The organism is Streptomyces phaeofaciens (assembly GCF_014648915.1).
GTDB classification, from domain to species: domain Bacteria; phylum Actinomycetota; class Actinomycetes; order Streptomycetales; family Streptomycetaceae; genus Streptomyces; species Streptomyces phaeofaciens.
The window spans coordinates 164,354-179,148 of sequence record NZ_BMSA01000006.1; the positions used below are offsets into that span (position 1 = coordinate 164,354).

The 14,795-nt window shown below is 72.0% G+C and carries 8 protein-coding genes; all 8 read left to right on the forward strand.

Annotated elements, in window-relative coordinates:
* Positions 1–37 precede the first annotated feature (37 nt).
* Positions 38–469, forward strand: a complete 432-nt coding sequence (locus IE275_RS13860; RefSeq protein WP_189711405.1) for an ATP-binding protein — start codon at positions 38–40, stop codon at positions 467–469.
* A gap of 313 nt (positions 470–782) precedes the next feature.
* On the forward strand, positions 783–3,191 hold the full coding sequence (locus IE275_RS13865; RefSeq protein ID WP_189711407.1) for a sodium-translocating pyrophosphatase: 2,409 nt from the start codon (positions 783–785) through the stop codon (positions 3,189–3,191).
* Positions 3,192–3,385: 194 nt separating this feature from the next.
* Complete coding sequence (locus IE275_RS13870; RefSeq protein ID WP_189711409.1) at positions 3,386–3,985, forward strand: small secreted protein; 600 nt, start codon at positions 3,386–3,388, stop codon at positions 3,983–3,985.
* Between the two features lie 16 nt (positions 3,986–4,001).
* A complete protein-coding gene (locus IE275_RS13875; RefSeq protein WP_229870228.1) occupies positions 4,002–5,531 on the forward strand; it encodes a DUF7059 domain-containing protein in 1,530 nt (509 codons plus the stop codon).
* Between the two features lie 862 nt (positions 5,532–6,393).
* The gene (locus IE275_RS13880) at positions 6,394–6,591 is read left to right on the forward strand and encodes a hypothetical protein (protein WP_189711413.1); all 198 of its coding nucleotides are present in this window, start codon (positions 6,394–6,396) and stop codon (positions 6,589–6,591) included.
* A 429-nt stretch (positions 6,592–7,020) separates the two neighbouring features.
* A complete protein-coding gene (topA, locus tag IE275_RS13885) occupies positions 7,021–9,855 on the forward strand; it encodes a type I DNA topoisomerase (RefSeq protein WP_189711415.1) in 2,835 nt (944 codons plus the stop codon).
* A gap of 138 nt (positions 9,856–9,993) precedes the next feature.
* Positions 9,994–13,377: a dTMP kinase gene (gene tmk, locus IE275_RS13890; RefSeq protein ID WP_189711417.1), complete on the forward strand. Its 3,384-nt coding sequence runs from the start codon at positions 9,994–9,996 to the stop codon at positions 13,375–13,377.
* Positions 13,378–13,551: 174 nt separating this feature from the next.
* Entirely contained in the window at positions 13,552–14,757 is a 1,206-nt protein-coding gene (locus IE275_RS13895; protein ID WP_189711419.1) for a DNA polymerase III subunit delta', read from the forward strand.
* Positions 14,758–14,795 lie beyond the last annotated feature (38 nt).

Genomic DNA, 14,795 nt, shown 5'->3' on the forward strand with positions numbered 1-14,795 from the left:
CCCCCCGACAGCACGCCCGTAGTTCCGAGGGGGACGCATGGCCACCGTTGAACTCCGCTTCAGCGCGCTGCCCGAGCACGTCAGGACCGCCCGACTGGTGGCGGCAGCGGTGGCGCGCAGGGCCGGAGTGGACGAGGCCGTCCTCGACGAGGTGCGGCTCGCCGTCGGCGAGGCCTGCACGCGCGCCGTGAGCCTGCACCAGAGCGGTGGCATCACCGCCCCGGTGAGGGTGGCGCTCATCGAGGAGGAGAAGGCGTTCTCCATCGAGGTCGGCGACGAGGCGCCTCGGGTGGCTCCCGGCGACCGGGTGCCCGGCTCCGGCGTGGACGACACGGACGTCGAGGAGGACGAGATGGGCCTCGCGGTCATCAGCGGCCTCGTCGACGACGTGGAGGTCTCCGCCGGGGAGCACGGCGGGCTCATCCGTATGACCTGGCCGACGACGCCCGCCGAGGCGACGCTGACCTGAGCCGGCTCCCACGACTAGCTCACCCGAAGGGCCCCACTCCGGTGGGGCCCTTCGGCATGCGCGCACCTGGGTACTCGTGCTTACAGTTGTCCCGTGAAGTGAATCATGGGACTTCTCGGGCGCATCTCGATGTGAAGTGAATCTTGTGTCGCGACAATGCGCCGCGCATTTCGTGAAGCAATTCACGATCAACGCCTTCAGGGCATTACTCGATGCGAAGGCGAATTCCGCTTACCGCCCACTGTTTTGATCAGGTTCCGGTACCTACAATCCGTCCACATCTTGAGCTCAGCCCAAGCGTCAAGGAGGACGAATGGCGGGGCTTTCTACCCCTCATCTGCTGGACCAGCCCACATCCTTCGCGGCCGCGGTGCAGCTGACCGACGGCAACCGTCTGCTCGTGGTGGTCATCGGTGTCGTCGCACTGGCCGCGCTCGTGGTCGCGGGCGTGCTGGTGCGCCAGGTGCTCGCGTTCGGCGAGGGCACCGACCGTATGAAGGAGATCGCGGCGGCGGTCCAGGAAGGCGCGAACGCCTATCTGGCCCGGCAGCTGCGCACGCTCGGCGTATTCGCCGTGATCGTGTTCTTCCTGCTCATGCTGCTGCCCGCGGACGACATGAATCTGCGCATCGGACGATCGGTTTTCTTCTTGATCGGCGCGGCGTTCTCGGCGGCCACCGGCTATATCGGCATGTGGCTCGCCGTGCGCAGCAATGTGCGTGTCGCCGCGGCGGCCCGCGAGGCCACTCCCGCGGAAGGTGAACCGGAAAAAGATCTCACCACCGTTTCGCACAACGCGATGAAGATCGCATTCCGTACGGGCGGCGTCGTCGGCATGTTCACGGTGGGGCTCGGTCTGCTGGGCGCCTCGTGCGTGGTGCTGGTGTACGCGGCCGACGCGCCGAAGGTGCTGGAGGGCTTCGGTCTCGGCGCGGCGCTCATCGCGATGTTCATGAGGGTCGGCGGCGGCATCTTCACCAAGGCCGCCGACGTCGGCGCCGACCTGGTCGGCAAGGTCGAACAGGGCATTCCGGAGGACGATCCGCGCAATGCCGCGACCATTGCCGACAATGTGGGCGACAACGTCGGCGACTGTGCGGGCATGGCCGCCGACCTCTTCGAGTCGTACGCCGTGACGCTGGTCGCCGCGCTGATCCTCGGCAAGGTGGCCTTCGGCGACGCGGGGCTGGCGTTCCCGCTGCTCGTGCCCGCGATCGGTGTGCTCACGGCGATGATCGGCATCTTCGCGGTCGCGCCGCGCCGGACCGACCGCAGCGGCATGACGGCGATCAACCGGGGCTTCTTCATCTCCGCGGTGATCTCGCTCGTGCTGGTCGCGGTGGCCGTCTTCGTCTACCTCCCCGGCACGTACGCCGACCTGGACGGGGTCACCGACACGGCGATCGCGGGCAAGGACGGCGATCCGCGCGTCCTCGCCCTCGTCGCGGTGGCGATCGGTATCCTCCTGGCCGCTGTCATCCAGCAGTTGACCGGTTACTTCACCGAGACCACCCGCCGTCCGGTCCGCGACATCGGCAAGTCGTCGCTCACGGGCCCCGCCACGGTCGTCCTCGCCGGTGTCTCCGTCGGCCTCGAGTCGGCCGTCTACACCGCCCTCCTGATCGGCCTGGGCGTGTACGGGGCGTTCCTGCTCGGCGGTACGTCGATCATGCTGGCGCTGTTCGCGGTGGCGCTGGCCGGCACCGGCCTGCTCACCACGGTCGGTGTGATCGTCGCGATGGACACCTTCGGGCCGGTCTCCGACAACGCGCAGGGCATCGCCGAGATGTCCGGTGACGTCGAGGGAGCGGGCGCGCAGGTGCTCACCAACCTGGACGCGGTCGGCAACACCACCAAGGCGATCACCAAGGGCATCGCGATCGCCACCGCCGTCCTCGCGGCGTCGGCGCTCTTCGGGTCCTACCGGGACGCGATCACCACCGGAGCGCAGGACGTCGGGGAGAAACTCTCCGGGGACGGCGCGCCGATGACCCTGATGATGGACATCTCGCAGCCCAACAACCTCGTCGGGCTCATCGCGGGCGCGGCGGTCGTCTTCCTCTTCTCGGGGCTGGCGATCAACGCGGTGTCGCGGTCGGCGGGTTCGGTGGTGTTCGAGGTGCGGCGGCAGTTCCGCGAGCACCCCGGGATCATGGACTACAGCGAGAAACCGGAGTACGGCAAGGTCGTCGACATCTGTACCCGGGACGCCCTGCGGGAGCTGGCGACGCCCGGTCTGCTCGCCGTCATGGCGCCGATCTTCATCGGGTTCTCGCTCGGCGTCGGCGCGTTGGGCGCGTACCTGGCGGGCGCGATCGGCACGGGCACGCTGATGGCGGTGTTCCTCGCCAACTCCGGTGGCGCGTGGGACAACGCCAAGAAACTCGTCGAGGACGGCCACCACGGCGGCAAGGGCAGCGAGGCGCACGCGGCGACGGTGATCGGCGACACGGTCGGCGACCCCTTCAAGGACACCGCGGGCCCCGCGATCAACCCGCTGCTGAAGGTGATGAACCTGGTGGCGCTGCTCATCGCGCCCGCCGTGATCAAGTTCAGCTACGGCGAGGACAAGAGCATCGGCGTACGGATCATGATCGCGCTCTTCGCGCTCGTGGTGATCGTGGGCGCGGTGTACGTCTCCAAGCGGCGCGGCATCGCCGTGGGCGACGAGGACAACGCCGACTCGTCGTCCAAGTCGGCAGATCCCGCGGTGGTTTCGTAGGTCCGCCGACGGGGCCCGGCTCAAAGGGCGGGCGGGCGGCGCGGATTGACGCGCCGCCCGCCCGCTCTTTTTGGATGCCCGCGGCGGCCGTGAGGCTTCTCTCTCTCGGTATAAATACTTACAAACGAGTATGGGTCGGACATTCGTTCTGGGGTTGTCGTCCGGTTGGCGTGTATGTTCCGGGGCCGAGAGCCATGGAAGGGACCAAACCGGTGAACAAGAAGCTCGCTGCCGCACTGTCCGGCGGTGCGGTACTGGTACTGGCGCTGACCGGATGCAGCGACGAGAAGGACACCAAGGAGCTGGACGCCTGGGCGAAGAAGGTCTGCGAGACCGTGCCCGCCCAGCAGGCGAAGATCACGGCTGCCTACGACGCGCTGGCGAAGGTCGCCAAGGACGGCAAGCCGGAGGAACTCCAGAAGACCGACTCCGAGGCCTTCCAGAACCTCTCCGACGGGTTCAAGGCGCGCGCGACCGCGCTCAGCACGGCCGGGGCGCCTCCGGGCGTCGAGGGTGCGGCGAAGAAGCACAAGGACGCCGTCGACAAGCTCACGCTGCTGTCCGCGTCCTATGCCGACCTGAAGAAGCAGGTGGACGCGCTCGACACGAAGAACCAGTCGAAGTTCGCCTCCGGTCTGGACGACGTCTCGGAGCAGATGAAGGACGTGTCCCAGCAGTACAAGAGCGCGGTCGCCTCGCTCCAGAGCCTGGAGGAGGGCGACGTCAAGCAGGCCGTGGCCAAGCAGCCGGGCTGCAAGAAGGCCGCCGCGTCGGCGTCAGCCGCCGACAGCTGACGCGGCGCGGGAGACAATGGGGGGCGTGAGTAACGCCAGCCTGTCCTCCCTGCCCTCCGCCGACCGTCCCGACGTGGCCGCACGGCTGCGCGAGGCACTGCTCGCGGCCTCCTTCACGGCCGACGGGCTGCTCGATCTGCTCGGCGCCCCCGCGTACGCGGCACTGGCCCGCAGCGAGACCGTGCCCGCGCTCCGGGCGACACGCGGGGACACGCCGCTGGAGACGCTCGCCCGTCTCTTCCTGCTCCAGCAATCCGTGCCCCACGCGCGCGTGGAGGAGTTCCTGCCCGTCCACGCGTGCGTGGAGAGCCGCTGGCTGGTGCGCGTCGGTGACGACGAGGTCGCCGCGACCGTGGACGTACGGCCCTACGGCGGGCCGGACGGCGAGGACTGGTTCATCGTCTCCGACCTGGGGTGCGCCGTCGGCGGCGCCGGTGGCATCGGCAGCCGCGACGAGCAGGTCGTCCTGGGGGTGGGCGGTGCCTCCACGACCCTGGCCGGCATCACCGTCCGTACGCCCGTGGCCGCCGCCCTCGACCTCGGTACCGGCTCCGGCATCCAGGCGCTGCACGCCGCCCGGCACGCCACGCGCGTGACGGCCACCGACCTCAACCCGCGCGCGCTGCACATCACCGCGCTCACCCTCGCCCTGTCCGGCGCCCAGGCCGCCGACCTGCGCGAAGGCTCCCTCTACGAGCCGGTCAAGGACGACGAGACGTACGACCTGATCGTCTCGAACCCGCCGTTCGTCATCTCGCCCGGCGCCCGGCTCACCTACCGCGACGGCGGCATGAGCGGGGACGATCTGTGCCGCTCGCTCGTTCAGGGAGCGGGGGAACGGCTGAACGAGGGCGGATTCGCGCAGTTCCTCGCCAACTGGCAGCACGTGGAGGGGGAGGACTGGCAGGACCGGCTCAGGTCATGGGTGCCACGCGGCTGCGACGCGTGGATCGTGCAGCGCGAGGTGCAGGACATCACGCAGTACGCCGAGCTGTGGCTGCGGGACGCCGGTGACCACCGGGGCGACGAGACCGAGTACCAGGCGCGGTACGACGCGTGGCTGGACGAGTTCGAGGCGCGCAAGGTGAAGGCCGTCGGCTTCGGCTGGATCACCCTGCGCAAGACGGCCGCCGCCGAACCCGTCGTCACCGCGGAGGAGTGGCCGCACCCGGTCGAGCAGCCGCTCGGCGACACCGTCCGGGCCCACTTCGAGCGGCTCGACCACCTGCGCGCGCACGACGACGCGGCCCTGCTCGCCGGGCGCTTCCGGCTGGCCGGTGAGGTCGTCCAGGAACAGGTCGGGCTGCCCGGCGCCGAGGACCCGGAGCACGTCGTACTGCGCCAGCACCGCGGAATGCGCCGGGCCACCAAGGTGGACACGGTCGGCGCGGGCTTCGCCGGCGTCTGCGACGGCACGCTGAGCGCGGGCCGCATCCTGGACGCCATCGCCCAACTGGTGGGCGAGGACCCGGTGTTGCTCCGCGACCGCACACCGGCACAGATCAGGCTGCTGGTGGAGCAGGGGTTCCTGGAACCGGTGGAGTGAGCGCGGCGGTGTCGCCGACCGGGCGGCGGCCGCCGGGCCGCCCTTCGGATTGCGCCACACGCGCCACACGCGCCACACACGCCACGCAGCAGGCACCCGCACCGCGCCGCGCCGCATCAAGTGATCGGAACCGATCGGCGCCCGACAAATTGAGCCGCGAGAAGCCGAGAGAAGACCCGAGAAGCTCCGAGAAGACGCAAGAAGCTCCGAGAAGGAGAGCGAGAAGAACGGCGACAACTCGGCCAAGCTCCGCAGGGGCAAATTCGAGTCACCCCGCGCGCCCGCCACGGGAGTGCCTCGCGGTCGGCCCATGACCGGCGGTGCGACGGGAACACAGGATTCGCCAAGATCGTATGCGGGGAGGGCCGGCGACGGGCCACGGAAGTCGACCGGAAAAGCACCCACGCCCCCGTTCCCGGTCCGTTCCCGGTCCGCTCCCGAGCTGTTTCCGGTCGGTTCCGGTCCGCTTCCGGTTCGCCCCGGGCCGGCTCCCGGCCGTCCGCCGACCGGGCCCGCCGACGGTCCGCCCGGGCCCTGGACCGGCCCCGCGGAAGCCGCGCCGCAGGGTTGTCGCGACCCCTCATGGCTCCCGCCGAGGGGTCGCCGAGGCCCCGTCGCGAGCCCTCCGGGACGCCACCGGGGCCCCGCCGAGGGGGTTCCGCCAAGGGCCCGCCGAACATCGTCCGGCACCCCGCCACGGGCCCGCGAAGGGCCCGCCGGGAGCCCTCGAAGCCGTCCGAGAGCCCACCGACCCCGTCCGTAGCCCTCTCGTTCACCTCGGGTTCGCCGGGGCGCCGCCCGCGCGTGTCAGTCTCCCGTCGCTGGGGCATGCGCGCGTGGGAGAAAAAGGGGCGGGGCGATCATGGAGAGCGGGCCGGCGATCTTCGCGGGAATGGTGTTCGCCCTGTTCGGAGGCGCGTTGCTGGTGTGGACCGCCGTCCGTGTGCGGCAGCGCGAACCCGTCGCCCAGGGTGTGAGCCCTGTCGCATCCGTGACGCTCGCGACGCTCGCCGGAGTCGTCGCGCTGGCCCTCGGAACGTGGTGCTTCACCCGCCTCTGAGTCCCTCCCCGGACCGGGTCCGCAACCCGCGCCCGGCCCGCTCCGGACGAGCCGCGGCACATCCCCCGGACAAGGCGCCGGACCTGCCTTCGGACCGGTTCGGGAACCGGGTTCGCGAGCTGTTCGCGGCCCGGTGCGGAACGCCGCCGAGGACCGTCTTCGGGAATCCTGCCGACGATCGTGTTTGAACGGCGTAAGCAGGGTCACGCCAGTAAAGGAGAGGACGCGTTCCGGTCCGGCGGAAAACGACCGGCCGACACTCCGGGCGGCAGGAATGGCGGTAGTCGGGTTACCGTTCGAGTGGCCGTTGCGGGCTTTTCCCGTTTGACACGGGGGCGGGATGTACCGTCACACTCCGCAGCGTCACCATGACCCGACCCCGGGAGCAAGCCTGGGGAGACCCAGTGTCGACCGGAGAGAAGAGCGAAGTTGTCCCCGACCAGCGAGACCGCACAGGGCGGCCGCCGACTCGTCATCGTCGAGTCGCCTGCCAAGGCGAAGACGATCAAGGGCTATCTCGGCCCCGGATACGTCGTCGAGGCGAGCGTCGGGCACATCCGCGACCTCCCCAACGGCGCCGCCGAGGTGCCCGAGAAGTACACGGGCGAGGTCCGCCGCCTCGGCGTGGACGTCGAGCACGACTTCCAGCCGATCTATGTGGTCAACGCTGACAAAAGGGCCCAGGTCAAGAAGCTCAAGGACCTGCTGAAGGACTCCGACGAGCTCTTCCTCGCCACCGATGAGGACCGCGAGGGCGAGGCGATCGCCTGGCACCTCCAGGAGGTGCTGAAGCCCAAGGTCCCGGTCAAGCGGATGGTCTTCCACGAGATCACCAAGGCCGCGATCCAGGCCGCCGTCGCCAACCCGCGCGAGCTGAACCAGAAGCTGGTCGACGCCCAGGAGACCCGCCGCATCCTCGACCGTCTCTACGGTTACGAGGTCTCGCCGGTCCTGTGGAAGAAGGTCATGCCGCGCCTGTCGGCCGGCCGTGTCCAGTCCGTCGCCACCCGGCTCGTCGTCGAGCGGGAACGTGAGCGCATCGCGTTCCGCTCCGCCGAGTACTGGGACCTGACGGGCACCTTCGCGACCGGCCGCGCCGGGGATTCGTCGGACCCGTCGTCGCTCGTCGCCCGCCTCCAGACCGTCGACGGCAGGCGGGTCGCGCAGGGCCGCGACTTCGACTCGCTGGGACAGCTCAAGAGCGCGAACACCCTCCACCTCGACGAGGCGAACGCCCGCGCCCTCGCCGCCGCCCTGGAGAACACCCGCTTCTCCGTCCGGTCCGTCGAGTCCAAGCCGTACCGCCGCTCGCCGTACGCCCCGTTCCGTACGACGACGCTCCAGCAGGAGGCCAGCCGCAAGCTCGGCTTCGGCGCGAAGGCGACCATGCAGGTCGCGCAGAAGCTGTACGAGAACGGCTACATCACGTACATGCGTACGGACTCCACGACGCTGAGCGAGACCGCCGTGTCCGCCGCTCGCGCCCAGGTCACGCAGCTGTACGGCGCCGACTACCTGCCGGCCCAGCCGCGCACGTACGCCGGGAAGGTCAAGAACGCGCAGGAGGCGCACGAGGCGATCCGTCCTTCGGGTGATCGTTTCCGCACCCCGGCCGAGACGGGTCTGACCGGCGACCAGTTCAGGCTCTACGAGCTGATCTGGAAGCGGACCGTCGCCTCCCAGATGAAGGACGCGACCGGCAACAGCGTCACGGTCAAGATCGCCGGCGCCGCCGCCGACGGCCGGGACGTCGAGTTCAGCGCCTCCGGCAAGACGATCACCTTCCACGGCTTCCTGAAGGCCTACGTCGAAGGCGCGGACGACCCGAACGCCGAGCTGGACGACCGCGAGCGCCGCCTGCCCCAGGTCGCCGAGGGCGACGCGCTCAGCGCCGAGGAGATCACGGTCGACGGGCACGCCACCAAGCCCCCGGCCCGCTACACCGAGGCCAGCCTGGTCAAGGAGCTCGAAGAGCGCGAGATCGGCCGCCCGTCGACGTACGCGTCGATCATCGGCACGATCCTCGACCGCGGCTATGTCTTCAAGAAGGGCACGGCACTCGTCCCGTCCTTCCTGTCGTTCGCCGTGGTCAACCTCCTGGAGAAGCACTTCGGGCGGCTCGTCGACTACGACTTCACCGCCAAGATGGAGGACGACCTCGACCGCATCGCCCGCGGTGAGGCGCGGGCCGTGCCGTGGCTGAAGCGGTTCTACTTCGGTGAGGGCGACGCGGCGGGTGCCGCCGACGCCGGCAACGGCGACGGGGACCACCTCGGCGGCCTCAAGGAACTGGTGACCGACCTGGGCGCGATCGACGCGCGCGAGGTGTCGTCGTTCCCCGTCGGCGAGGGCATCGTGCTGCGCGTCGGCCGCTACGGCCCGTACATCGAGCGGGGCGAGAAGGACGCGGAAGGCCACCAGCGCGCCGACATCCCCGAGGACCTGGCGCCCGACGAACTGTCCGTCGAGCTGGCCGAGGAACTGCTCGCCAAGCCGAGCGGCGACTTCGAGCTGGGCACCGACCCGGTCAGCGGCCACCAGATCATCGCCAGGGACGGCCGTTACGGCCCGTACGTCACCGAGGTGCTCCCCGAGGGCACCCCGAAGACCGGCAAGAACGCCGTCAAGCCGCGTACGGCCTCGCTCTTCAAGTCGATGGCGCTGGACACGGTCACGCTGGACGACGCCCTCAAGCTGATGTCGCTGCCGCGGGTCGTCGGCGCCGACGCCGAGGGCCAGGAGATCACCGCGCAGAACGGGCGCTACGGGCCGTACCTGAAGAAGGGCACGGACTCCCGCTCGCTCCAGACCGAGGACCAGCTCTTCACGATCACCCTCGAAGAGGCGCTGGAGATCTACTCCCAGCCCAAGCAGCGCGGCCGCGCGGCCGCCAAGCCGCCGCTGAAGGAGCTCGGCCAGGACCCGGTCAGCGGCAAGCCCGTCGTCGTCAAGGACGGCCGCTTCGGGGCGTACGTCACCGACGGGGAGACCAACGCGACCCTGCGCTCCGGCGACAGCGTCGAGGAGATCACCCCGGAGCGCGGCTACGAGCTGCTCGCCGAGAAGCGGGCGAAGGCCCCCGCCAAGAAGACGGCGAAGAAGGCTCCCGCGAAGAAGGCGCCCGCCAAGAAGGCGACGGCCAAGAAGGCGGCCCCGGCGAAGAAGACCGCCGCCAAGAAGACCGCGGCCAAGACCACGACGGCCGCCAAGAAGACGACGGCGGCCAAGACGACGTCGTCGCCGACGGCCACGTCCGACGACTGATCCCGGCCACGGCTCTTGGGCCGTGTCGTCACCCGTGTTCTTCACGAAACGAACGCCCCGGCATCACTTTGGTGTCGGGGCGGTCGTACGTACGGACGGGCGCCACGGTGTGTCACTCGCTGCCGATAGGCTGAAAGCATGACGCGAGCCGAGCAGCCAACGGCCCACCACCCGGCCCCGGACGACGCCCTGGTGGCCGACTCACGCGAACGCGCCGTGCGCGCCCTGTTGCGTGACCCCCAGCTCAAGAGGCTGTGGAGCGCGCAACTGGTGGGCGGTGCGGCGGACGCCCTGGCCCTGCTGGTGTTCGTCCTCCTCGCCCTCCAGGCGGCCATCGCCGAGGGCTCCTTCGGGGGCGGCTACCGGGGCGTGGCGTTCGCCGTGGCGACCGTCTTCGCCGTGCGGATTCTGGCCACCCTCCTCTTCGGTGCCGTCCTCCTCGGCCCGCTCACCTCACTCACCTCCCCGGACGGCCCTCTCGACCGGCGCTGGACCATGGTCGGCGCGGACGGACTGCGTGCCGTGCTGCTGATCGTCGCGCCCCTGTGGATCGACTGGACGCCGGCCGACGCGCTGCCCCTGCTGCTGGTCACCGTCTTCGTGACCGGCGTCGCCGAGCGGTTCTGGACGGTCGCCCGCGAGAGCGCCGCCCCCGCCCTGCTGCCGGCCCCGCCCCTGGAGGGCGCGACGGTACGGCCGCTGCCGGACCACCTGGACGCGCTGCGCCGGCTCTCGCTGCGCACGGGTTTCCTGGCGATCCCGCTCGGCGCGGCCGCCCTGGTCGCGGCCTCCCTGGTCAACAACCTGCTGGGCGCGGGCATCGACTGGTTCGCCCAGCACCAGGCGGCCCTCGCCTCGTACGTCGCCGGGGGGCTCTTCGCCGGGTCCCTGTCCGTCGTCGTCTTCCTGGAACTGCCCTCGACGCGCACCCCGCGCGCGCGGTCCCCGCTCGAGGGACTGCGCCGGCCCCGTACGGCCACCGGTGTCGACGCGGGCCGCACGGGCGCCGTCCCGCTGCTGGTCCTCGCCTGCGCGGCGGTCGCCGGGGCGATCGCGGCCGCCGTCGCCGTGTCCGTGCTGCACGCCAAGGACCTGGGCGGCGGCCCGGTGATGTACGGGCTGCTGGTGCTCGGGCTGACCGGCGGAGTCGTCGTCGGCGTACGGACGGCACCGAAGGTACTGGTGTCGCTGTCGCGGCGCCGGCTGCTCGCCCTGGCCATCGCCTTCACCGGCGTGGCCCTGCTGGCCGCCGGGCTGGTCCCGGACGTCACCAGCGTGCTGCTGATCACCGGCCTGGCCGGCATCGGCGCGGGCGTCGCCGCCAACACCGGGCACGCGCTGCTCGACCAGGAGACCGAGGACCACCGCCGGACCCGGACCACCGAGCACCTGCACGCGGTCGTCCGGGTGTCCGTGGCACTGGCCGCGCTGATCGCCCCGCTGGTCGCGGCGCTGATCGGCCCGCACCGCCTGGAGAACGGCAAGTTCGTCTTCGCGCACGGCGGAGCCGCCTTCACCCTGATGCTGGTCGGCGCGCTGCTGCTGCCGGTGGCCGCGCTGGTGCTCGCCAAGGTGGACGACCGCTCCGGCGTCCCCCTGCGCAACGACCTGCGGGACGCGCTGCTCGGCGGCGACGACCCGGTGCAGGCCCAGGCCACGACCGGCTTCTTCATCGCCCTGGAGGGCGGCGACGGCGCGGGCAAGTCCACGCAGGCCGAGGCGCTCGCCGAGTGGATCCGGGCCAAGGGCCACGAGGTCGTCCTCACGCGTGAGCCGGGCGCCACTCCCGTCGGCAAGCGGCTGCGTTCGATCCTGCTGGACGTGTCGTCCGCGGGTCTCTCGCACCGCGCGGAGGCGCTGCTGTACGCGGCGGACCGCGCGGAGCACGTCGACACGGTCGTCCGGCCCGCCCTGGAGCGGGGCGCGGTCGTGATCACCGACCGGTACATCGACTCGTCCGTCGCCTACCAGGGCGCGGGCCGTGATCTCTCCCCGACCGAGATCGCCCGGATCTCGCGCTGGGCGACGAACGGCCTGGTGCCGCATCTGACGGTGCTGCTGGACGTTTCCCCGGAGGCCGCCCGCGAGCGGTTCACGGAGGCCCCGGACCGGCTGGAGTCGGAGCCGGCGGAGTTCCACGCGCGCGTGCGCTCCGGTTTCCTCACCCTGGCCGCCGCCGACCCCGGCCGCTACCTGGTGGTCGACGCGGGCCAGCAGCCCGAGGCCGTCACCACTGTCGTACGGGCCCGGCTCGACCGGCTGCTGCCCCTGTCCGAGGCCGAGATCCAGGCCCAGGAGGAGGCGCGCAGGAAGGCCGAGGAGGAGGCCCGGCGCAAGGCCGAGGAAGAGGCCGCCCGCAAGGCCGAGGAGGAGCGCCTGGAGCGTGAGCGCCAGGAGCAGCTGGCCAAGCTGCGCGCCGAGGAGGAGGAGCGCAAGCGGCGCGAGCTGGAGGAGGCGCAGCGGCGCGAGGCCGAGCGTCAGGCCGAGGAGGCCCGCCGGCGTGCCGAGGAGGCGCAGCGGCGCGCGGAGGAGGAGCGCAAGCGTCTCCTCGCCGAGGAGAAGGCCCGCGCCGAGGAGGAGGTCCGCCGCAAGGCGGAGGAGGAGCGGCGCCGCAAGCAGGCCGAGGAGGAGGCCCGGCTGCGCGCCGAGGCCGAGGCGCGGCGCGTGGAGAAGCAGCGCAAGGCCGAAGAGGCCCTGCTGCGGGCCGAGGAGGCCCGGCGCGCGGCGGAGCAGGCCGCGGCGGCGGCGCAGCTGCGTACCCGTCCGACCCCTCCCGCGCCCCCCTCGGAGGCGGTGACCGTGCCCACTCCGGTCGTGTCGGCGGCGGACGCCGCGCGCGGCTCGGCGGAGGACACGGCGAAGCTGCCCCGCATCCGGATGGACAAGGAGCCCGAGCCGGCCCGCGCGCGGCTCGACAAGGACCCGGAACCGGCTCGGGCACGGCTCGACAAGGACCCGGAGCCGGCTCGGGCACGGCTCGACAAGGACCCGCTGGAGCAGCAGTCCGGGCGGGCCGCCGCGCAGCCGTCCGCCCAGGGCTCCGACACCGAGGTGACGGCCGAGCTGCCCCAGCCGCCGGTGCCGCCCGCCGCCCCGGCAGCGCCCTCGGCGTCCGCCGCCGACGAGACGGCCGTACTGCCTCCGGTGCCCCCGGCGGGTGCCGCGGACGAGACGGCGGTGCTGCCGCCCGTGCGCGACCAGCGCGCCGCGGACGAGACGGCCGTCCTGCCGCCGGTGCGGGGCGACAGCCCCACGGACCGGGTGCCGCCGGGCTTCTTCCGCGACGAGCGGCCGGCCGCCGGTCCTGACGGGTCCGGCGACCGCACGCGCGAGCTGCCGCAGGTCGACGAGGAGGGCGAGCCCCTGAAGCGGCCGCGCCCGGACTGGGCCGAGGAGACCCCGCTGGACGACCTGCCGTCGCTCGCGGACGAGCTGCTGGGCCCGCACCGGGACACCGACGGCTTCGACGGCGGCGAGGACGGCGGCGCGGACGGCGGGCGCGGGCGCGGCCGACGGCGCTGAGCGCGTGCCCGGGGCGCCCGCCAGGGCGCTGCCGGGCGCCGGATGCCGGGACGCTTCGGAGGCCGTCGGGTGCGGGGACCGTGTTGTCAGTGGTCCCCCGCACAATGGAAGCGAGCACCACAACCGGCGCATTTCGGCGGCCGGCGCGGACATGACGGAAGGACGGCGTGACCCATGACCGTATGGGACGACCTCGTCGGGCAGGAGAAGGTCAGCGACCAGTTGGCCGCCGCCGCCCGGGACGCCGACGCGCTCGTCACCGCGATCGCCACCGGCACCCCGCCGCCGGAGGCGTCGAAGATGACCCACGCCTGGCTGTTCACCGGCCCGCCCGGCGCCGGCCGGGTCCAGGTGGCGCGGGCGTTCGCCGCCGCCCTCCAGTGCGTGAGCCCGGACCGCGCGCTCGGCGGGGTCCCCGGCTGCGGGTTCTGCGACGGCTGTCATACGGCGCTCATCGGCACCCACGCCGATGTCAGCAGCGTCGCCGCCGTGGGCGCGCAGATCCTGGCGAGCGACATGCGCGACACGGTGCGCAAGTCGTACACCTCGCCCGCCACGGGCCGCTGGCAGGTGATCCTCGTCGAGGACGCCGAGCGGCTGAACGAGAAGTCGGCCAACGCCGTCCTGAAGGCGGTCGAGGAGCCCGCCCCGCGGACGGTCTGGCTGCTGTGCGCGCCCTCCCTGGAGGACGTGCTGCCCACCATCCGCTCCCGCTGCCGCCACCTGAACCTGCGCACGCCGTCCGTCGACGCCGTCGCCGACATGCTCGTCCGGCGCGAGGGCATCGAGCCGCCCGTCGCGGCGGCCGCCGCCCGGGCCACGCAGGGGCACGTCGACCGGGCCCGGCGCCTGGCCACCGACCCGGCCGCCCGCGAGCGCCGCGCCGCCGTGCTGAAGCTGCCGCTGCGCGTCGAGGACGTCGGCGGCTGCCTCAGGGCCGCGCAGGAGCTGGTCGACGCGGCGGCGGAGGACGCCAAGGTGCTCGCCGAGGAGATGGACGGCAAGGAGACCGAGGAGCTGAAGGCGGCGCTGGGCGCCGTCCAGGGCGGCCGGATGCCGCGCGGTACGGCGGGGGTGATGAAGGACCTGGAGGACAAGCAGAAGCGCCGCCGCACCCGCACCCAGCGCGACAGTCTCGACGTCGCGCTCACCGACCTCACCGGGTTCTACCGCGACGTCCTCGCCCTCCAGCTCGGCTCCCGTGTCGCGATCGCCAACGCGGACGCCGAGGACACCCTGGAGCGGCTCGCCCGCGGCGGCACCCCGGAGTCCACCCTGCGCCGGATCGAGGCGATCGCCGCGTGCCGGGACGCCCTCGACCGCAATGTGGCGCCGCTGCTGGCGGTGGAGGCGATGACGATGGCCCTGAGAGCGGGCTGACGGAGACCGACGCCGGCCCGCGAGGCCGACGCCGGGGC

Coding starts and splice junctions, on each gene's coding strand:
- IE275_RS13860 (WP_189711405.1), top strand. CDS start 38: ATGGCCACCGTTGAACTCCGCTTCAGCGCGCTGCCCGAGCACGTCAGG.
- IE275_RS13865 (WP_189711407.1), top strand. CDS start 783: ATGGCGGGGCTTTCTACCCCTCATCTGCTGGACCAGCCCACATCCTTC.
- IE275_RS13870 (WP_189711409.1), top strand. CDS start 3,386: ATGGAAGGGACCAAACCGGTGAACAAGAAGCTCGCTGCCGCACTGTCC.
- IE275_RS13875 (WP_229870228.1), top strand. CDS start 4,002: ATGGGGGGCGTGAGTAACGCCAGCCTGTCCTCCCTGCCCTCCGCCGAC.
- IE275_RS13880 (WP_189711413.1), top strand. CDS start 6,394: ATGGAGAGCGGGCCGGCGATCTTCGCGGGAATGGTGTTCGCCCTGTTC.
- tmk (WP_189711417.1), top strand. CDS start 9,994: ATGACGCGAGCCGAGCAGCCAACGGCCCACCACCCGGCCCCGGACGAC.
- IE275_RS13895 (WP_189711419.1), top strand. CDS start 13,552: ATGACCGTATGGGACGACCTCGTCGGGCAGGAGAAGGTCAGCGACCAG.